The organism is Aquimarina sp. BL5 (assembly GCF_003443675.1).
Taxonomy (GTDB): Bacteria; Bacteroidota; Bacteroidia; order Flavobacteriales; family Flavobacteriaceae; genus Aquimarina.
The window spans coordinates 107485-127415 of record NZ_CP031963.1 but is presented as its reverse complement, the minus strand read 5'-3'; the positions used below and the strand labels follow the sequence as shown (position 1 = coordinate 127415).

At 32.8% G+C, this 19931-nt stretch carries 19 protein-coding genes; all 19 read right to left on the bottom strand.

Annotated features, from left to right (window positions below; all coding sequences use genetic code 11):
• Positions 1-60 precede the first annotated feature (60 nt).
• Positions 61-513 carry a thioredoxin family protein gene (locus tag D1818_RS00655; RefSeq protein ID WP_199726270.1) on the bottom strand — a complete coding sequence of 151 codons (453 nt, stop codon included), beginning with the start codon at positions 511-513 and terminating at the stop codon, positions 61-63.
• 51 nt (positions 514-564) lie between these two features.
• Complete coding sequence (locus tag D1818_RS00650; protein WP_118455372.1) at positions 565-897, bottom strand: ribonuclease Z; 333 nt, start codon at positions 895-897, stop codon at positions 565-567.
• A gap of 4 nt (positions 898-901) precedes the next feature.
• The gene (locus D1818_RS00645; protein ID WP_118455370.1) at positions 902-1831 is read right to left on the bottom strand and encodes an aspartate carbamoyltransferase catalytic subunit; all 930 of its coding nucleotides are present in this window, start codon (positions 1829-1831) and stop codon (positions 902-904) included.
• A gap of 62 nt (positions 1832-1893) precedes the next feature.
• Positions 1894-2433: a bifunctional pyr operon transcriptional regulator/uracil phosphoribosyltransferase PyrR gene (gene pyrR / locus D1818_RS00640; RefSeq protein ID WP_118455367.1), complete on the bottom strand. Its 540-nt coding sequence runs from the start codon at positions 2431-2433 to the stop codon at positions 1894-1896.
• Between the two features lie 179 nt (positions 2434-2612).
• Positions 2613-4439, bottom strand: a complete 1827-nt coding sequence (rpsA, locus tag D1818_RS00635) for a 30S ribosomal protein S1 (protein WP_118455365.1) — start codon at positions 4437-4439, stop codon at positions 2613-2615.
• Between the two features lie 173 nt (positions 4440-4612).
• The gene (locus tag D1818_RS00630; RefSeq protein WP_118455363.1) at positions 4613-6670 is read right to left on the bottom strand and encodes an OmpA family protein; all 2058 of its coding nucleotides are present in this window, start codon (positions 6668-6670) and stop codon (positions 4613-4615) included.
• 2 nt (positions 6671-6672) lie between these two features.
• Positions 6673-7590 carry a type IX secretion system membrane protein PorP/SprF gene (locus D1818_RS00625; protein WP_118455361.1) on the bottom strand — a complete coding sequence of 306 codons (918 nt, stop codon included), beginning with the start codon at positions 7588-7590 and terminating at the stop codon, positions 6673-6675.
• 3 nt (positions 7591-7593) lie between these two features.
• The gene (locus D1818_RS00620; RefSeq protein ID WP_120752411.1) at positions 7594-10374 is read right to left on the bottom strand and encodes a gliding motility-associated C-terminal domain-containing protein; all 2781 of its coding nucleotides are present in this window, start codon (positions 10372-10374) and stop codon (positions 7594-7596) included.
• A 163-nt stretch (positions 10375-10537) separates the two neighbouring features.
• Positions 10538-11134 (bottom strand): bifunctional phosphoribosyl-AMP cyclohydrolase/phosphoribosyl-ATP diphosphatase HisIE, encoded by a 597-nt coding sequence (gene hisIE, locus D1818_RS00615; protein ID WP_118455357.1) that lies wholly within the window; start codon positions 11132-11134, stop codon positions 10538-10540.
• Between the two features lie 80 nt (positions 11135-11214).
• Entirely contained in the window at positions 11215-11970 is a 756-nt protein-coding gene (gene hisF / locus D1818_RS00610) for an imidazole glycerol phosphate synthase subunit HisF (RefSeq protein WP_118455355.1), read from the bottom strand.
• A 58-nt stretch (positions 11971-12028) separates the two neighbouring features.
• On the bottom strand, positions 12029-12538 hold the full coding sequence (locus tag D1818_RS00605; RefSeq protein ID WP_118455353.1) for a DinB family protein: 510 nt from the start codon (positions 12536-12538) through the stop codon (positions 12029-12031).
• Positions 12539-12595: 57 nt separating this feature from the next.
• Positions 12596-13321 carry a 1-(5-phosphoribosyl)-5-[(5-phosphoribosylamino)methylideneamino]imidazole-4-carboxamide isomerase gene (hisA, locus tag D1818_RS00600; RefSeq protein WP_118455351.1) on the bottom strand — a complete coding sequence of 242 codons (726 nt, stop codon included), beginning with the start codon at positions 13319-13321 and terminating at the stop codon, positions 12596-12598.
• 32 nt (positions 13322-13353) lie between these two features.
• Positions 13354-13710 carry a four helix bundle protein gene (locus D1818_RS00595; protein WP_118455349.1) on the bottom strand — a complete coding sequence of 119 codons (357 nt, stop codon included), beginning with the start codon at positions 13708-13710 and terminating at the stop codon, positions 13354-13356.
• A 45-nt stretch (positions 13711-13755) separates the two neighbouring features.
• Positions 13756-14340 (bottom strand): imidazole glycerol phosphate synthase subunit HisH, encoded by a 585-nt coding sequence (hisH, locus tag D1818_RS00590; RefSeq protein ID WP_118455347.1) that lies wholly within the window; start codon positions 14338-14340, stop codon positions 13756-13758.
• Between the two features lie 197 nt (positions 14341-14537).
• A complete protein-coding gene (gene hisB, locus D1818_RS00585; RefSeq protein WP_118463389.1) occupies positions 14538-15680 on the bottom strand; it encodes a bifunctional histidinol-phosphatase/imidazoleglycerol-phosphate dehydratase HisB in 1143 nt (380 codons plus the stop codon).
• Between the two features lie 24 nt (positions 15681-15704).
• Entirely contained in the window at positions 15705-16625 is a 921-nt protein-coding gene (locus D1818_RS00580; protein ID WP_118455345.1) for a DUF2167 domain-containing protein, read from the bottom strand.
• 12 nt (positions 16626-16637) lie between these two features.
• Positions 16638-17702 (bottom strand): histidinol-phosphate transaminase, encoded by a 1065-nt coding sequence (gene hisC / locus D1818_RS00575; RefSeq protein ID WP_118455343.1) that lies wholly within the window; start codon positions 17700-17702, stop codon positions 16638-16640.
• Between the two features lie 54 nt (positions 17703-17756).
• Positions 17757-18605 carry a DUF3667 domain-containing protein gene (locus D1818_RS00570; protein ID WP_118455341.1) on the bottom strand — a complete coding sequence of 283 codons (849 nt, stop codon included), beginning with the start codon at positions 18603-18605 and terminating at the stop codon, positions 17757-17759.
• A 30-nt stretch (positions 18606-18635) separates the two neighbouring features.
• Positions 18636-19922, bottom strand: coding sequence for a histidinol dehydrogenase (gene hisD, locus D1818_RS00565; protein ID WP_118455338.1), 1287 nt, complete (start codon positions 19920-19922; stop codon positions 18636-18638).
• Positions 19923-19931: the final 9 nt, after the last annotated feature.

Sequence of the window (19931 nt, the reverse complement as noted above, 5' to 3'; positions counted from 1 at the left end):
GTCTTTACTTCTTAATTTAAAAGAGCGTGAAGATACTCTAATCTTATATATTAATCAATCTCAGCTTCCAAAAGAATTAAAAGTAGTAAGTAATTCTATATAGCGTTTTGCTGACATTTTTCTATATCCAGTCGCACCAAGAACTTTCCCTTCTTTATCAATTACCAAAATAACCGGAAACACCATTTTTTTATTGTACCGTTCCGCAAGCTCTATATTCTTCTGTTGCTGAATTTCTGATAATCTATTTTTTTTACGCTTAGGAAAATCCGCTTTTACCCAAACAAAATTTTGATTTGCAAATTTATTAAATTCTGGATCAGAGAATATCTTCCTTTCTAATTTTATACAAGGAGGACACCAATCGGATCCGGTAAAAAGTAAAACAATATTTTGATCTTTTTCTCTTGCTAAAGTTTTTGCTTCATCAAAATCATATTTCCAATCTTGTGCATAAGTAGTACCAGAAAATATAAACATAAACACAAGAATAAATGGGGCGAATTTATTCATAAGTATTAGGACGTAAAAAAGAATTAAAAATTACAGAACAAAGAAAAAAAATTAAAAATCTAAATCTCTTTCTATTTCTTCCATTTCGATCAAGTCTAAAGCTTCTATCAAAGTTGGAACAATAGTTATCTCTTTAGGAGTTTCATCATATGACACCTTATCAGTCACAATAACAAACGAGCGTTTATTAGTCTTATGCTTTTTAGAAACTCTCAGGAATTCATTAATATCGCTTACGGATAACTCTTTCAATGAAAAAAGATTAGCCACAATATTATCATTTTTCAATGATTCGTATTTATCCTCAATTCCTTTTACAAAATCTACTACCGTAGCTTTTTCTTGTGTAATTATAGTTGTTGCACCTTCTTTATTAAATATCATAAGTCTATTGTTTTATTTTTGAAGCTAAAAGATAAATAACTGCCATCCTCACTGCTACTCCGTTCTGCACCTGATCTAATATTATGGCTTGCTTAGAATCAGCAACATCACTCGTGATTTCTACGCCACGATTGATAGGTCCCGGATGCATTATTACAATCTCTTTATCAAGGCTATCTAATAGCCTCTTATTTACTCCAAATTGCTGGGTATACTCTCGAGTAGATGGAAAATAACTTATTTCCATACGTTCATTTTGAACTCGTAACATATTAGCAACATCACACCATTGTAACGCTTTAGTAAGATCCGTTTCTACTGTAACCCCAAGTTTTTCTATATATTTTGGTATTAAAGTTTTCGGGCCGCATACTTTTACCTCTGCTCCTTGCAATTTAAGCGCGAAAATATTTGATAATGCCACTCTAGAGTGTAAAATATCTCCAACAATAACTACTTTCTTTCCCTGTATTTCTCCTAATTTTTCTCGTATAGAATATGAGTCTAACAAAGCTTGAGTTGGATGCTCATGAGCTCCATCCCCTGCGTTTACAATACTCGCGTTTACATGCTTAGAAAGAAAAACTCCCGCTCCCGGATTTGGGTGCCTCATCACAACCATATCCACTTTCATAGAAAGGATATTATTAACAGTATCAATGAGAGTTTCTCCTTTTTTAACCGAAGATGACGCCGCAGAAAAATTAATAACATCTGCAGACAATCTTTTTTCAGCAAGTTCAAATGACAACCGTGTTCTTGTGCTATTTTCAAAAAACAGGTTAGCAATCGTTATATCTCTAAGCGAAGGAACTTTTTTTATTGGTCTATTGATTACTTCCTTAAAATGATCAGCAGTTTCAAAAATGAGATTTATATCTTCTTTTTTAAGATACTTAATTCCTAGTAAGTGATTTACACTTAATTCGCTCATTCGTTTATATTCTTATTATACTCCCAAAATGTTTTTGATAGCATTTCAGAAATTATTTAACTTTAATTATTTATTAAATATACAGCATCTTCTCCACCATTTTCCAACCAATGTACTTTTACTTTTTCTTGATTAATAGCATCCACTTGTCTTCCACGATAATTAGGCTGTATTGGTAAATGTCTGCTAAAACGTCTGTCAATTAACGTAAGCAACTCTATTTCTCTGGGTCTTCCAAAAGATTGTATTGCTGTTAATGCGGATCGAATACTTCTTCCAGTATACAAAACATCATCAATAAAAACTACACGTTTATCTTCTACAGTAAAATCGATATGTGTTTTATTAGCTTCCAAAGTTTTTTCACCTCTTCTGAAATCATCGCGATAAAATGTAATATCTAGATACCCCATTTTAACGTCGGAAAGATCATAATCCTCTACTAAAATATTTTTTATTCTGTCTGCTAAAAAGATACCTCTTGGCTGAACACCTACGAGAACGGTATCTTCAAAATGAGTATGATTCTCTATTAATTGACAAGCCAAACGGTGCAGAATAATATCTATCTCTTTTGCACTAAGTAGTAATTTTTGACTCATAATCTCCAAATGGATATTTGGTATACAAAAGTAATAAAATTTAGAGTTATTACATCAGTGGATCTATATAAGTTTTAACAATTATATTTTCATTATATCGAATACTATACTAGAATACATAAACAAAAAAAAGACCGTTCTTACGAACGGTCTTTCATTATATATTGAAATTAAGAGATTTAGTTACCTCCTTTTTCCATCTTAGCTTTAAGATCTGCTAATGCGTCGATATCACCAAGAGTGGTTTTCTCTGAGTTACTAGCAGCAGCTTTCTTAGCAGCTTGCTTAACAATCTTAGCTTCTTCTTCTTTGAATAAAGCAGTATGAGAAGCTACAACTCTTTTGAATTCTTTATTGAACTCAATGATTTGGAATTCTGCTTCATCACCTTTAGTAAGCTTCTTACCATCTTCTTTTTCTAGATGACGAGATGGTACGAAAGCAACGATATCTTCATTAAAATCGATAGTAGCACCTTTGTCTACAATCTCAGTAATGGTGTTCGTGTGCTTAGTTCCAACAGCAAACTCTTTTTCATACTTATCCCAAGGATTATCCTCAGTTTGTTTGTGTCCAAGACTTAATTTACGTCCTTCTACATCTAACTCAAGAACTACAACATCAAGTTTATCACCAACATTAGTAAAGTCTGATGGGTGCTTGATTTTCTTAGTCCAAGAAAGATCAGAGATATAAATTAATCCGTCAATACCTTCTTCTAACTCTACAAATACTCCAAAGTTAGTAAAGTTACGAACGATACCTGTGTGTTTAGAACCTACAGGATATTTAGTTGTAATATCAGTCCAAGGGTCTGGAGTTAATTGCTTAACACCAAGAGACATTTTACGCTCTTCTCTATCTAGAGTAAGAATTATAGCCTCTACTTCATCTCCAACCTTTACGAAATCTTGTGCAGAACGTAAATGAGTTGACCAAGACATTTCTGAAACGTGGATCAATCCTTCTACTCCTTCTTCAACTTCGATAAATGCACCATAATCAGCAATAACGACTACTTTACCTTTTACTTTGTCTCCAACTTTAAGTTCGTTGTTAAGAGCTTCCCACGGATGTGGTTTCAACTGCTTAAGACCTAATTGGATACGAGTCTTAGCCTCATCAAAGTCTAAGATTACTACGTTTAATTTCTGATCAAGCTCAACGATCTCATTTGGATGATTGATTCTAGACCAAGAAAGGTCTGTAATGTGAATAAGTCCATCAACTCCTCCAAGATCAACGAATACACCGTAAGAAGTAACATTCTTAACAGTACCTTCTAATACTTGACCTTTTTCTAATTGACCGATAATCTCTTTCTTCTGCTCTTCGATATCAGCTTCGATAAGTGCTTTATGAGATACTACAACGTTTTTGAATTCGTGGTTAATCTTAACCACTTTAAATTCCATTGTTTTACCAACATAAGCATCATAATCACGAATAGGCTTCACATCGATCTGAGAACCTGGCAAGAACGCTTCGATACCGAAAACGTCTACAATCATACCACCTTTAGTTCTACACTTAACAAAACCGTTTACGATTTCGCCAGTATCGTGAGCATTATTTACTCTATCCCAAGCCTTGATCACACGTGCTTTACGGTGAGATAAAATTAATTGACCAGTAGCATCTTCACGCACATCAATTAATACCTCAACCTTATCACCTACTTTAAGGTCTGGGTTGTAACGAAATTCATTTAATGAAATAACACCTTCACTCTTTGCATTAATGTCAATGATAGCATCACGATCAGTAATATTAATTACCGTTCCATCAACTACTTCATCATTTAGGGTGTCAACAAAATTTTCTGCAACTAGCTTTTCAAACTCTTCAAGTTTTGAATCTTCGATTGGGTCAATACCTTCCTCGTAGTTGTGCCAGTTAAAATCTTTTAAAAATTGCTCAGGGTTTTCTTGTTGAGGAGATACAGCTGGAGCTGCCTTAGGAGCCTCTACTTCCTGAACATCTGTGTTTTTTGTTTCTTCAGACATTGAAGATAAAATTTGTATCCTGTACTTGTTTGAGAATCAATACGAAAACTTATACAGAAGCGTTAAATTAAATTGTTTTAATCCCTTTTTTATTCTCTTTCTCGCCAAAAAGGGGTGCAAAAATACAATTTAATTTATTAGAAAGCAAGGTATTATGGATTATATCAAATTGTTTAGTATTTCACAATTTCAAACTCACTTCTTCTATTTGTTTGATGCTCTTCTTCGGTACAGATTTTATCACCACAATCAATTAGCGGCAAAGATTCTCCAAACCCTTCAAATTGCATTCTTCTAGCATTCACATATCCAACTAATGCCAGATAATTACGTGTAGATTCTGCTCTTTTTTCGGATAAAACCTGATTGTAAGAATCGGTTCCTCTACTATCTGTATGGGAATCAATCTTAATATAAACAGTTTTATATTTCTCCAATTTTAGTGCAAACTCGTCTAATACTTTTTTAGAATCTGCTCTAATATTCCATTTATCATAATCAAAATAGATAGGTGGAAGATCAAAATAGAGCTTACCGTTCTTTTCAATAACCTGCGGGCCTACCTTATCCGAAAGCAACTTCAGTCTGAGTTCCTCTGCAGTAAGCTCTTCACTCTTCGTTCTTGTATTATCTTTAGAAGTATTAACAGCATTTGTTTTAGTTTTTTCAGAATTTTCAACAATAACAGGTTCTTTCTTCTTTTCTAAATAAATAATATATGTCTCCTCATCTTTTTCCTTGATCAAAATAGGCTTGATTTTAGATTCATATCCATTAGAAGAAGCTTTATAATCATACTTCCCCGGAAAAACACTTAAATTAAAAGATGCTATAGAATCTAGTTCTTTTTCATAAACCGTTTTCTTATCTGCATCATATAGAATCACACTAGCATTAGGAATATAATTATCTGTAGCAAATTCTCTTACTTCAAATCTTGCTTGGTATTCCTTTAAAAATATCTCTCCAATCTGTGAAAAAGAATAGATATCATCTTCTATTTTATTTTTTCTATTAGAAGCAAAAAAACCATCATTTTCATCATAATAGGTCAAAGAAAAATCATCGTAACTAGAATTGATCGGTGCTCCCAGATTTATAGGTTTGGTAAAAGTTCCTTCTTTTGCTTCTGAAACAAAAACATCCATCATTCCTAATCCCAAATGACCATTAGAAGAAAAGAACAGATGTCCTTCTTTAGAAATAAAAGGAAATTGCTCCCTGTTTACGGTATTTACCACAGCTCCAAGATTAACTGGTGCTCCATAAGTTCCATCTACATTAATTTTTGTAACATAAATATCGAAATCTCCGTATCCTCCAGGCATATTAGAAGAAAAATACAACATTGTATCATCCTCAGAAATAGAAGGATGCTCTATAGAATAGGTAGTATTATTAAACGCTAACTTTTCTGGAGTCTGCCAAGAACCATCAACCTTTATGGCTTTATATAAATGAATTGAATTGTTTCTCAAGCTGTCAAACTTCTTTTTTCCTTTCTCTGAATTACTTTTTGAAAAATAAATAGTATTACCATCAGAAGTAAAACAAAAATTACCTTCGTGAAGCTTAGAATTAATTTCTCCTGAAATGGTTTCTATCTCTGAAACAGTGGCATTTTCCTTATTAACTTTTACTGTATATATATCCAAAAATGGTCGGTGCGTCCATTTATAATTTTTACTCATAAAACCATTAGAACTTCTATCTGAGGTAAAATATATAATACTATCTCGTTTTACGGCACCAAATTCTGATGCTTTCGAATTAAATTCAAGAGATTTTATTGTATAATCATCATCTTTAAGCTTAAAAGCTTCTATGATAACTATAGCATTAGATTTATTCAACTCGACCGTTTCATCACTCTTTTTATATACCGCTAGAAAATCAACCGCTTTTTCATATTTACCCAATGCAGAAAGCACCTGATACATCATAAAGTTATACGAATTATCAAAAGTTTTATCCTTTCCATAAAACTTCCCGGAAGTCAAAATCTTAAGATATCTATATGCTTCTTTAAACTGAAAGGTATTATAATATGAGGTAGCAATATTTTCAAGAATATGCTTCTCATACCCTTTTTGGTTTAACTCTTCTTCATATCCCAATGCTGCATTAATATAATCCCCTTTTTCGAAAAACCGATCTGCTCTACTTTTTTTCTGAGAAAAAGTAATCTGTGTAATCAATAAGATTAATACGAGTATTATTTTAGTTTTCATGCCTAGTAAAATCTTGGAGATGTATATTTATTACTAAAATTGAGTAAGTCAAAATTATATAACAATATAATTTCGTGGCTTCCATTATTATATCCACTTAGTTCGCTGGTGCTAAAGTCATATGAATATCCGACTTTTAGATTTCTTGTTATATTAAAACCTGCTAGTGCAATAAAAGCATCCTCATAGCGATATGAAATTCCTAATTCGAATTTATTATAAATCAAAGAATTCAATGAAATATCAAATGTTAATGGAGAATCTAATACTTGTTTTATAACCATAGATGGCTTTAGCTTAACCTCATCTACCAGATCAAATACGAAACCCGTTACTCCATATAAATGTGTTTTTGATTGAGAAACTCCAATTCCATTCACAGCTACATCATTGGGTAATAAATTAGGGGATGATATTCCTGCATAAAAATTATTAGAGAATAAAAATAAACCCGCGCCAATATTAAGTTGTAGTTGAGAGTTATTATCGGCAAATGCGGGATCATCCGCTACATCAGACCCAGAAGCATCTAGTTTAAAACTATTAATTCCGGCTTTCAATCCATAAGAAAGTTTAAAACGATCAGAGATACGGGTGATATATGCAAAATCAACATTAAAGAAATTGTTATTGGTACTAATTGCTTCACCAATTCTATCATTTACATAATTAACACTTAACTCAATCTTTTCACTTAATGGAATATTCCCAAAAACATTTGCCGTTTCTGGGGAACCATCGATTCCTGTCCATTGTTTTCTATATAATAAACCTGTAGAAATCAATCCGCTTTGGTTCGTAACATAAGCTGGATTAACGGTGCTCATGTTATACATATATTGAGAATATTGTGGATCCTGTTGTGCATATAATACTGAACAGAAAACTATCGCTATACTAAAAATTAATCGTGATTTCATTGTTTATCTGCTTAGGTAAAAGCTTCCTTGAATAGGAAAGTTATTTTCAAAATTGGGAGTAAATATGTAGAAATAAGTACCAGATGGGAGATCATCTCCTAATCGTATGGAAACATTACTTTCTCCTCTAAACTCCTCTGTATTTCGATTACCTTCGAAGACAGTGGCCCCATATCGATTATAAATTTTCAACTCAAAATCAGGAAAAGCAACAGGAATATTAAACTCGTCTTCTATAAATAACTCAAAAGTGTCATTTTGGTTATTCCCATCTGGAGAAACTCCATCTTGAAAATCTAAAGAACATATATCGCCATTAGAAAATCGTTCCCCCATATTGAGTATATTTATAGCAACAGTAACTCTTTCGGATTCACAATTATCCGTATCGACTGTAGCTATATAATAAATTTGATTATCAACCAGCAATGGATTATCAATAATCGGCATATCGCTTTCTAGTGTAGGGTACCAATTATAATTTAAGACATCTACTTCTATATCATCTAATCTTTTTGCATCCAGGATGCAAAACTCCTGATCTGGAACGTTAGGTTCTGGCAGATCTATAATTTGTACTTCTACATTTAGAGACGATTCATCGCAAGGAGCTGTATTAGGAATTACATATCTGAAATTATATATTTTATTAACCTCATTATCTGGGTTTGGTAATAAATCAAATTCTACAACTCCTTCTGGTGTTAATGCACCTGTATTTTCAATATCCTGAAAACTCCCGATTCTTGGAGTATCATTATCCAGAATTGCAAATAAGTTTACTCGTCCATCAATTTCACAAAAAGAATCGCTTCTATCGTTACCTATTTCCACGGGTTCAACAATTTCTATAGTTACAGTAGCCTGATCCGAATTAACACAACTTTCATTTCCCATTACAGTATATACATAATCTCCAGGTCCTAAAATCGGTAAAGTTAGATCCGAGGCATCAAAAACACCTAGATAATCGGGAGAAGTATATCCGAAAGGACCTGTCCAAATACCCGTTGTATCGGGATCATCTTCTAATAAATCAAAAAGAGTAACGGTTAAATCATCAGAGCATAATGTTATTGGAGTTCCACTTCCCGCTCCTGCATTAGCGTTCTCATAAATTGTAAAAGTTAGATCCGCACTATCTGAACAATTATCGGCACTCACTGTACTATATGTAAATGTAAACTCCTGCGGTGATTGTATTAGTGTATCTGGAAATAAAAAAAGATTATCAATTTGATCACCATTTTGGTTAGTCCAAATACCGGTTTCTACAACATCATCAATTCCATTAGTACTTAATAAACTTCTTAGATCAACTGATCCCTGATCAATACAGAAACTTAATCCAGAAGTATCTTCTCCTGCATGATCTTCTGCTAAAATTTGTAAAACCACTTCTGCTTCTAAATCTGGACATGAGTTTCCTCCACATCCTACAATGCTGGAACATACATAATATCTAAACCTATATTCTCCAGGTCTCGCTCCATTGGTTCTAATAGCTCCGTTAGCATCGTAATAAGGTGGTAGTAAATCATCATTGGTAATTGCGGGATCCGCTACACATCTTAATAGTGCAGGATCTGTAATCTCTTCACTTCTTTTAGAAACCAAGCCCAAATTACTTGGTCCAGAAACAAACTCCCAATGAGTAGAGACATTATTCTTATACTCAAAGTCTAGGGTAAACTCTAATAAATCAAAAAGATTTATAATTACAGGAGGCTCCTCTATTTTACCTGGGCAAACTACTGGAAATTCTGATTGCTGAAAAGGTCTAAGTTTTTCATACAACGTGAAAGTCACCACTGAACTAGCATCGCTACACACTACAGATCGTTTTTCTACTATATAACCAAAACTATAAGACCGACAACCAAACCTTAAGTTGTTTCCATTATCTATGAGTTCATTATATAAGTCCTTTATATTTACAGTAAGATTCTCAGGGGTTCCATTTTGTTCTTCAATCCAATAGCCTTCAATATCCTCTCCTTCTAAAAAGTCTCTTACATTTAAATCGGCATCCCAATCTCCAGCAAGAATACTACTTTCACAAATTGATTGATTATCTGGTATACCAGCATCTACCTGTCTTACTACAGATACTCTTATGGTTGTCTGAGTGCTCAAATCACAAGGAGCTATTCCTGGAACAACATAGCTTATTTCATATACATTCTGATCCACTCTTGGAAGTCCTGGTTGATATTCTACAGGTCCTCCTGTAAAAATATTTCCTGATACAGAGCCTCCGTCTGGATTATTTCCTGTTAAAGTCCAAAATCCATTTATATGAGCTCCAGGTGTTACGCTATTAGTTACTAAAACTGTATCAAGATTTAATTGTCCATCAGTTTCACAGATATAGTAATTAATATCATCATCATCAGGTGGTAGTGCAGTACCAGAATAAGGGCCCAAAATAAGACTCACAACTAAAACAGGATCATCGCCACAATCGGGACTTGATAATATAAATTGATAGTCCGTTACACTCTCTGAAGCATCCCGTAATTCCCAAGTTGGTAAACTTCCTGTAGCTTCATCCAAAACAACGGAAATATTAGCTGTTGTAGACCAAACACCATTTGCGGTAGTAGTTCCTGTTTCAGTATACAAATTAATGATACCATCGGGTACGCCATCGATATCAAAATCGATGGTTTCCATATTACATATTGATATTACTTGAGTTTGATTGCATTGAGATACAACCTCTCCAAAGCTTCCAAATAATAGTAGTAAAATGAATAGTAGTTCTGTTTTATATCCTTTCAAAGTTTATTAGTTTATATGTAAGTGTCATAATTCTGCTATTTGTTACCCATCTGAATGAAATAATTTATTCAGAATCAGAAAAAAACGTCAAAAATATAAAATTATGTTAAAAATCAGCTATTCATAGATAAAAAGGGCATCATTGATCACTCAATCAAATCGACTAACCTCTTGATTTTAAAACCTCTACAATATCATTTAGTTTATATCCTTTGGCTTGTAATAAAATCAGGTAATGAAAAAGTAAGTCAGCACTTTCGCTTAGAAATAAATCATCATTATCATCTTTAGCTTCTATAACTACTTCTACAGCTTCTTCTCCTACTTTTTGAGCTACTTTGTTAATTCCTTTTCTAAATAAAGAAGCTACATAAGATTTTTCATCATCTTGATTCTCCTTTCTATTTTGTATGGTGTCTTCCAATTCTGTTAAAAAACCAAAAGATTGGTCATTAACACCATTCCAGCAAGTATCAGATCCTTTATGACAAGTTGGCCCTACAGGATTCACTGAAATCAATAAGCTATCTTGATCACAATCGTTTTTAATATTTACTAAGTTCAAAAAGTTACCACTCTCTTCTCCTTTGGTCCATAATCTATTTTTAGTTCTACTAAAAAAAGTAACTTTCCTTGTTTCTACTGTTTTTTGATAGGCTTCTTCATTCATATACCCTAACATTAAAACATTCTTGGTAGTTGCATCCTGAATTATTGCAGGAACCAATCCATCATTATTTTTATCGAAGTTTATTTCCATAGTTGTTTCTTATACACTTCGACAAGTTCAGTGTGACAGGAAAAAATCCATCAGTCTGAATTTGCCAAAAACTTATATTATTATAATCTTACCGGAATTTTGTTCGCTTTTAATTCCTCTTTCAAATCTTTAATTTCTATTTCTTTAAAATGAAAAACACTTGCCGCCAAAGCTGCATCTGCCTTTCCTTCTTTAAAAGTATCTACAAAATGTTGCATATTTCCAGCTCCACCAGAAGCTATTATTGGAATATTCAACTCATTTGATAACTTAGCTAGTGCTTTATTTGCAAAACCATCTTTGGTTCCATCATTATCCATTGAGGTAAATAATATTTCTCCGGCACCTCTTTCTTCTACTTCTTTTGCCCAATCAAATAGATCAAGCTCAGTCGGCACTTTCCCTCCTACTAAATGTACTATCCACTTTCCATCAATCTGTTTAGCATCTATGGCAACAGTAATGCATTGACTTCCGAATTTTCCTGCTAAATCATTGATAAGCTGTGGATTTTTCACCGCAGATGAATTCACAGAAACTTTATCTGCTCCGTTCTGAAGTAATATATCTACATCTTCTATTGATGAAATTCCACCACCAACTGTAAAAGGTATATTCACTTTTTCCGCAACTCGAAGCACTAGATCTGCTAATGTTTTTCTTCTTTCTTCAGTAGCAGAAATATCTAAAAAAACTAGTTCATCGGCTCCTGCTTTAGAATACGCATCAGCTAACTCTACAGGATCTCCAGCATCTCTTAAGTCTACAAAATTGACTCCTTTTACCGTTCTGCCATTCTTGATATCTAAACAGGGTACAATTCTTTTTGTAAGCATTTCTTTGTTAATAGTTTATGGTTGTTAGTTAATGTACTCTTAACTCAGTACTAAGTACTTATTCGTTTTTAATATTCAGATCTATACCATCATAAAAACCTAAATCTTTGTTTTTTAATTGTTTTGTCCAAAAAGCTATCTGTCCTGTATGATATGATAAATGTTCCGTTACATGAATCGCTATACCTATTCCAGAAAAAGTAAACCCTTGAACCTCTCTTTTTCTCATTAATTCTAAAATAGAACAGTCTGATAGAATTTCCTGCGCTTGCTTAACCGTGTTCTTTAGTTTTGATAACAACTGTGCTTTAGAAAAACCATCCATAGCTTCAAACTCTGCATCTCTATCTCGTTTATCTTCTAAACCTCCTAAAGAAGCTACAGCATATTGAGTAATATTACCACAAAGATGGAGTATTAAATTTCCAATACTATTAGAAGATTCATTAAACCGCTTCCAAATTTCATCTTCAGACAGTTGATCAAAACTGATAGCAATCATCCTAACGCTTTCATCTAATCTATAGATGACTTGTTCTTTAAACTCTTGAGCTATTTCTTGATTCATGTCTTTATTTCTTTCAGACTTCAGGAGTTTCAAAACCTGTGAAGTCTCATATTTACTTTAGCTTTCTAAAATATACTTTTCTAGTTGTTTCAAGCTTATTCGATTTTCATAAATAGCTTTTCCAATGATAGTTCCTTCGGATCCTAATTCAGCCAATTTTGGTAATTCATCAAAAGTTGAAATGCCGCCGGAAGCAATTAGCTTTATATCATTTATTTCTGTCAACATTTTTTTATACAAATCAAAAGAAGGTCCTTCTAACATCCCATCTTTACTAATATCTGTACAGATTACATATGAAATTCCTTCTTTCTGGTATTCTTTAACAAAAGGAATCAACTCTTTATCGCTTTCTTCTAACCAACCACTGACAGCAATCTTTTCATTTTGTGCATCTGCTCCCAAAATAATCTTATTGTTACCAAATTTTGATAACCAAGATTTAAAAATATCAGGATTCTTTACAGCAATACTGCCACCAGTAATTTGATTTGCACCACTATTAAAAGCTATTTTTAAATCTTCATCGGTTTTTAAACCGCCTCCAAAATCAATTTTTAAGTTTGTTTTAGACGCTATTTGTTCTAACACCTTATGATTTACAATATGTTTAGACTTTGCTCCGTCTAAATCTACTAAATGTAAATATTGAATTCCGTGGTCTTCAAATTCCTTAGCTACCTCTAGTGGGTTTTCGTTATATATTTTCTTAGTATCATAATCTCCTTTGGAGAGTCTAACACATTTCCCGTCTATGATATCTATTGCAGGTATTATTCTCATATTTTCAAGTAATAAGTATTTAGTATAAGGTATTAAGTTCTTTCAATACTTTTTTGAAGTGAATAATTCATCTTCTTAATTTCTGTACACAATTTTAATAATTCTTCTACTTTTTCTTCTGAAACAAATTTTAACCTTACAATTAAAATTAATTGAGTTTCAAGTTCAGTTGTTGATCCATTCGCTATGCTCAAGAAACGAATAAACTCTTTACTTGAGTTTCTTCCAGCTCCTTCAGCAATATTTGATGGTATAGAAACACTACTTTTTTTTACCTGAGACACCAAACCAAATTTTTCTTCTTCCGGTAATAACATCATTAGCGAGTAGACTTGTTCCACCAAGTTCATTGCCTTATCCCATATTTTTAATTCTTGATATTTATTCATTATTTATACTAATTCTTTGGAACACTTCCAAGTACTTTATACTCTTTACTTAATACTAAGAAAATTCTGAAGAATTTTTTCGCCTGCATCACTACTCTTTTCTGGATGAAATTGAGTTCCGTAGAAATTTTCTTTCTGTAAAGCTGTACTATAAGTTACTCCATAAGTAGATTGCGCAATAGTTTCTTCTATTATAGGAGCATAATAACTATGAACTAAATAGATATGCTCTTTTTCTGCTACTCCATCGAACAACGGAGATTTTAAAGACTCTATTTGATTCCAACCAATTTGTGGAACTTTTACGCCATGATTAAACCTTACTACATCTGTATGGAAAATACCTAACCCCTCTGTTTTACCTTCTTCTGTATAGTTGCACATTAACTGCATTCCTAAACAAATACCTAATACAGGTTGTTTTAAATTTGGCACTAAAGTATCTAAACCAGATGCTCTCAATTTTTTCATAGCACTACTCGCCTCTCCAACACCAGGAAAAATAACTTTATCCGCAGCTCTAATTTCATCGGGATCATCACTTAAAATCGCTTCATATCCCAATCGCTGAATTGCAAATTTGATTGATTGAATATTTCCTGCTCCGTAATTTATGATTACTATTTTCATTTTTATAATTAGTATTAAGTATTGAGTACAAAGTATTAAGTATATTTTTCTTCGTCACCAAAAGACTTTGTGCTCAATATTAACTGCCCTATTTATTACTATTATAAAGTACTGAGCGCGTCATTAAGTATGTTTTCTTGGCTATAAAACTCTATACTTAATACTTTGTACTCAATACTAACTACTCGTACTATTTATTATAACATTCCTTTGGTACTTGGTAAAAACATTTTATTAGCATCTCTTTTTACCGCCATCTTCATAGCTTTAGCAAATGCCTTAAATATGCCTTCTATTTTATGGTGCTCATTATCTCCTTCTGCTTTAATATTTAAATTACACTTAGCACCATCTGTAAATGATTTAAAAAGGTGAAAAAACATTTCTGTCGGCATATCACCTATTTTCTCACGTTTAAAATCAGCATCCCAAACTAACCAAGGACGTCCTCCAAAATCCACTGCAGCCTGCGCTAAGCAATCATCCATCGGCAAACAAAATCCATAACGTTCGATTCCTAATTTATTACCTAAAGTTTTATGAAACAATTCTCCTAAAGCAATCATTGTATCTTCTATGGTATGATGTTCGTCTACTTGTAAATCTCCATCTACCTGAACAGTTAAATCCATCGCACCGTGACGGCCAATCTGATCTAACATATGATCAAAGAAATGTAAGCCTGTAGAGATATTATTTTTACCAGAACCGTCTAAATTAAGCTTAATATAAATTTTGGTTTCGTTTGTGTTTCTTGTAATTTCAGCTACTCGGTCTTCTAACTTTAAAAATTCATAAATCTCTTTCCAATCTGTAGATGTTAACGCAATACTTTCATTAATAGCTGCTGTATCAGCTTCTATTTCATCTGCTCCAAGTTGCGGATCTTCGGATAGAAAAATTCCTTTAGCTCCAAGGTTTTTTGCTAATTCCATATCCGTAATCCGATCTCCTAAAACAAATGAATTTTCTAGATCATACTTTTCTTTATCAAAATACTGAGTTAACAAACCTGTTTTAGGTTTTCTCGTATCTGCATTTTCGTGGGGAAATGTTTTATCAATATGAACCGCCTTAAATACAACACCTTCTTTTTCGAATGCTGTCATCACTTTATTATGAGCTGGCCAAAACGTATCTTCCGGAAAGGAATCCGTTCCTAATCCGTCCTGATTAGTTACCATAACCAATTCATAATCCAATTCATTCGCGATTTTAGCCATGTATTGAAAAACTTTTGGGTAGAACTCTAATTTCTCTAAACTATCTAATTGATAATCTACAGGCGGTTCTAAAACCAAGGTCCCGTCACGATCTATAAATAATACCTTCTTTTTCATAATCTTATTCATTGTAGAGACCATTTATGCCTCTTTTTTTCCAAACAATTTATTTTTAAAAGCCATAAAAACTCCTCCAATTCCTAAAGCAATAAATTTCCAGAATTTTAAAATCAGTGCAAAAAATCCTGCTTTTGCTAATACTTTTCCAGCTATAAGCCCTCCTATACCATAAGCTGCTACTTCATCCAAATCAGGATTAAAATCTGCATATCTATTCCCTTCTTTAAACTCTACACTTGCTAATATTGGATCCAAGTTATTCTTTACATCATCAAGAACCTCCATATCTCCTATTACATTTAAATTGATATATCCTTTGCGCCCAAGAACTCTTATATTATAGTTTAATGTATTTTCATCATCCTCTCCAAATTTATATTCTTGCGCCCAATGCAATTTTTTGTTTTGTTGATCGTAAAAAGGTGCTGAAGCCCATCCAACCAAATTAATTGTGGGATATCCTTGTTTTACTCTTTCTGGATTCGAATTTTTAGCATCATCCTGCATACCTACTAACAATTCGTCATAATCAATGTCTTCTGCATCATCATCTTCTATATATCCTTCTTCTGAATATGAAACCTCTACAGCGTAAGATACATCCACTGGAGATTCATCTTGTTTTACAAGCATCCCTAACAATCCATAATCTCCGTTTGATGGATTCCCCCATAAATCTGTCAAAACATAATTCGCTTGTTCTTTATCTAAAAACCTATACCCTTCAGGAACATTAAGAAGTGCTAAATTATCTCCCAACATCACATCCCCGGTTTGATAATTAAATGTCTTATCGATACTATCCTTATATTTTTGAAACTGTAACAACAGTTCATCCATATTTACGGTCTCTTCATTCGAAGCTTCTTCCTGAGACCAAAGGTTTAGATTAGATAATAACAATAAAGCCAGTATCAGCGTTTTTAATGTAATTTTATTCATTATTTAAAGTTTTTAATTGGGGCTATTTTTATCTATTGTAGTCATTTTTGTTAATAAAGCTATATTCTCTTCTGAAGTTCCCACTGTTAATCGTAATGTATTTTCACAAAGAGGTTGCGTTGTTCTATTACGTATTACAATACCTTCTTTAAGCAATTGATCATACCTTTTATTTGCATCATCTACTTTAACTAAAACAAAATTAGCATCTGTTTTATATACCTCTTTTATGAAAGAAATAGCTTCTAAAGAAGTAATCATTTTTTCTCTTTCTTCTAAAATACTAGCGACTTCTCTTTTTACGGTTACCACATCCATTACTCGATCCAATGCTCTTTTCTGAGTAAGTTCATTTACATTATAAGGCGGTTTGATTTTATTCAGCACACTGATAATTTCTTCTGAAGCATAACATAATCCCAGTCTAATACCTGCCATACCATAAGCTTTAGACAATGTCTGTGTAATGATAAGATTTGGATACATCTCTATTTTATTGATCCAACTTTCTTTTGCAGAAAAATCGATATATGCTTCATCGATAACAACTAAGCCTTCAAAATTTTCTAAAATTTTAATGATATTTTCTTCTGAGAAAGAATTACCTGTTGGGTTATTTGGAGAACATAAAAAGATAATTTTAGTAGTAGCATCAATTGCTTCCAGAATTTCAGAGACATTAGGTTCAAAATTTTTGGTTAACAAAACTTCCTTTTCTCTAATGTTATTAATGTTTGCCAACACCTTATACATTCCGTATGTTGGTGGTAATGTAATAATGTTGTCCACTTTAGGTTCACAAAAAGCACGAAACAAAAGATCTAAGACTTCATCACTTCCGTTTCCTAATAATATATTCTTTGTAGAAACTCCATTTTGTTCTGCTAATATAGCCTTTAGACTACGTTGCTGTGGATCTGGATATCGGTTTACACCATTCTCGTAAGGATTTTCATTGGCATCCAGAAAGATCATCTCAGAACCATCAGAAACATATTCATCTCTAGCTGAGGAATATGGTTTTAATCCTTTTACGTTTTCTCTTACTATTTGATTTAGGTTTAATATAGTTTTCATAAACTATGTATTTCTTTATTTTTTTAATTAGATATGTATAACAAACTATAACCTTTAAGTTTTACCAACCAATCCAAGAGCAAAGACTAGAATACCTCCTATTACCGTGACTATCAAAAAAACCAAGATCAGAATAATAAGAAATTTAACTATTTTCCACAATAGTTTGCCAAATGACAATGTATACAGTTTTTTATACGTGAACGAATAGTAGAATAAAGCTACAATTACTCCAAATAGATAAATATTAGGGTGAATAATCAAAGCAGCAATAAAGAAGGCTGTTGTCCCTATCATTGAAAGTCCTTGTATATAACAATTAATAACTAAATGTTCTGAATAATTATGTTTTTTCCATCCGAAAACCAGTAAGGAAATTAACGTGTAGAAAGGAATAAACATAAAAGCAGCCAAATTGAAGTATTTTAACATCCCTTTGGTCCACTTTGTTTGAAATTCTGTTTGCCCATCCCTATAGATTTTAAAATCTTCTTCATATTTTTTCATCTCTTCGGGAGTAGTTAAACTGTTTTTCCTCCCTGTTGGATCAAATAGATTCCGATAAGTATCTTCATCTGAAAAAGCAGCTGTATTTAACTCTAAATATTTTTCAGAAAACATATTGAATATCAAAGTTGCAATAGTCGTTCCTATTACCAAAAATGTAATGGGAGACATATGTCTTTTTCTAACACCATCTATGTAATCAGAGACAATCACATCTGGTGAGATTACCATGTTTTTAAATGTTTTGAAATAATTATTTTCCCAACCGAAAACCTTATTAAAGAAGTCTTGTATTAGCTTCTTTAAATTTAGTCTCTTATTAACAACTCTGGCTCCACAGTTATGGCAGAACTCTGCTTTATTTACTAAATCATACCCACAATTTTTACAATTCATCTTTTAACATTCAATTAATCATAAAGTTATCTAACCTTTTAGACTATTCAATCTAAGGGTAACCGCATTTTTATGGGCTTGTAACCCTTCTGCTTCTGCCATGATTTCTATAGCATTCCCTATATTTTTAATTCCTTCTTGTGATATTTTCTGAAATGTCATAGACTTCATAAAACTATCTAGATTTACACCACTATATTGCTTAGCATATCCATTGGTCGGCAAGGTGTGATTCGTACCCGAGGCATAGTCTCCTGCACTTTCGGGAGTATAATTACCAATAAATACAGAACCTGCATTGATAATATTGTCTACATAAAAATCTTGATCCGCTACACACACAATAAAATGTTCAGGACCGTATTCATTGATTAACTCTAACGCTTCCTTATCATTTTCGACATAAATCAGTTTAGAATTCGCAATAGCCGCCTCAGCAATTTCTTTTCTTGGTAATACATCACATTGACTCGTTACTTCTTTTTCTACCGCAGAAATAAGCTCTTTTGAAGTAGATACTAAAATTACTTGACTATCCATACCGTGTTCTGCCTGACTTAGTAAATCTGAAGCAACAAAAGATGCATTAGCCGTATCATCAGCCACTACTAGTAATTCACTTGGGCCAGCAGGCATATCAATTGCAACTCCAAATTTTGTTGCTAATTGTTTAGCCACCGTAACAAATTGATTTCCTGGACCAAAAATCTTATATACTTGTGGAATAGTTTGCGTACCAAACGTCATTCCTGCAATCGCTTGAATTCCACCAACTTTAAAAATTTTGGTTACACCACAAAGATTCGCTGTATATAAAATAGCTGGATTGATTTTCCCTTCTTTATCGGGAGGTGAACACAGCACTATTTCTTTACAACCAGCAATATTAGCTGGAACTGCAAGCATCAAAATTGTAGAAAACAAAGGTGCAGTACCTCCAGGAATATACAATCCTACTTTCTGTATAGGTCTTTTCTCTTGCCAACAACTCACCCCATTCTTAGTTTCTACCGATACTTTTTCGGTTTTCTGGGCAGCATGAAAAGCCTCAATATTAGATTTAGCGAGTACAATAGCATCTTTAAGTTCTTGACTAACCAATTGCTTTGCATTTTCTATTTCTTCTTCAGAAACCAATATTGAATCTAAAGATACCTTATCAAATTTCTCTGTATATCTGACAATAGCAACATCTCCTTCAGTCTTAACTTCACTAAACACATCTAAAACTACATTTTCTATATCTGCAACGGTCTGCGTTGGTCGTTTTAATATGTCTATCCAAGTATTTTTCTCTGGATTATATATCTTTTTCATTTTGTCTAC

Coding starts and splice junctions, on each gene's coding strand:
- hisA (WP_118455351.1), bottom strand. CDS start 13,321: ATGAGAATAATACCTGCAATAGATATCATAGACGGGAAATGTGTTAGA.
- hisD (WP_118455338.1), bottom strand. CDS start 19,922: ATGAAAAAGATATATAATCCAGAGAAAAATACTTGGATAGACATATTA.
- D1818_RS00645 (WP_118455370.1), bottom strand. CDS start 1,831: ATGAGCGAATTAAGTGTAAATCACTTACTAGGAATTAAGTATCTTAAA.
- hisC (WP_118455343.1), bottom strand. CDS start 17,702: ATGAAAACTATATTAAACCTAAATCAAATAGTAAGAGAAAACGTAAAA.
- D1818_RS00580 (WP_118455345.1), bottom strand. CDS start 16,625: ATGAATAAAATTACATTAAAAACGCTGATACTGGCTTTATTGTTATTA.
- hisH (WP_118455347.1), bottom strand. CDS start 14,340: ATGAAAATAGTAATCATAAATTACGGAGCAGGAAATATTCAATCAATC.
- D1818_RS00570 (WP_118455341.1), bottom strand. CDS start 18,605: ATGAATTGTAAAAATTGTGGGTATGATTTAGTAAATAAAGCAGAGTTC.
- hisB (WP_118463389.1), bottom strand. CDS start 15,680: ATGAAAAAGAAGGTATTATTTATAGATCGTGACGGGACCTTGGTTTTA.
- D1818_RS00625 (WP_118455361.1), bottom strand. CDS start 7,590: ATGAAATCACGATTAATTTTTAGTATAGCGATAGTTTTCTGTTCAGTA.
- D1818_RS00605 (WP_118455353.1), bottom strand. CDS start 12,538: ATGAATCAAGAAATAGCTCAAGAGTTTAAAGAACAAGTCATCTATAGA.
- hisIE (WP_118455357.1), bottom strand. CDS start 11,134: ATGGAAATAAACTTCGATAAAAATAATGATGGATTGGTTCCTGCAATA.
- pyrR (WP_118455367.1), bottom strand. CDS start 2,433: ATGAGTCAAAAATTACTACTTAGTGCAAAAGAGATAGATATTATTCTG.
- hisF (WP_118455355.1), bottom strand. CDS start 11,970: ATGCTTACAAAAAGAATTGTACCCTGTTTAGATATCAAGAATGGCAGA.
- rpsA (WP_118455365.1), bottom strand. CDS start 4,439: ATGTCTGAAGAAACAAAAAACACAGATGTTCAGGAAGTAGAGGCTCCT.
- D1818_RS00595 (WP_118455349.1), bottom strand. CDS start 13,710: ATGAATAAATATCAAGAATTAAAAATATGGGATAAGGCAATGAACTTG.
- D1818_RS00630 (WP_118455363.1), bottom strand. CDS start 6,670: ATGAAAACTAAAATAATACTCGTATTAATCTTATTGATTACACAGATT.
- D1818_RS00655 (WP_199726270.1), bottom strand. CDS start 513: ATGAATAAATTCGCCCCATTTATTCTTGTGTTTATGTTTATATTTTCT.
- D1818_RS00650 (WP_118455372.1), bottom strand. CDS start 897: ATGATATTTAATAAAGAAGGTGCAACAACTATAATTACACAAGAAAAA.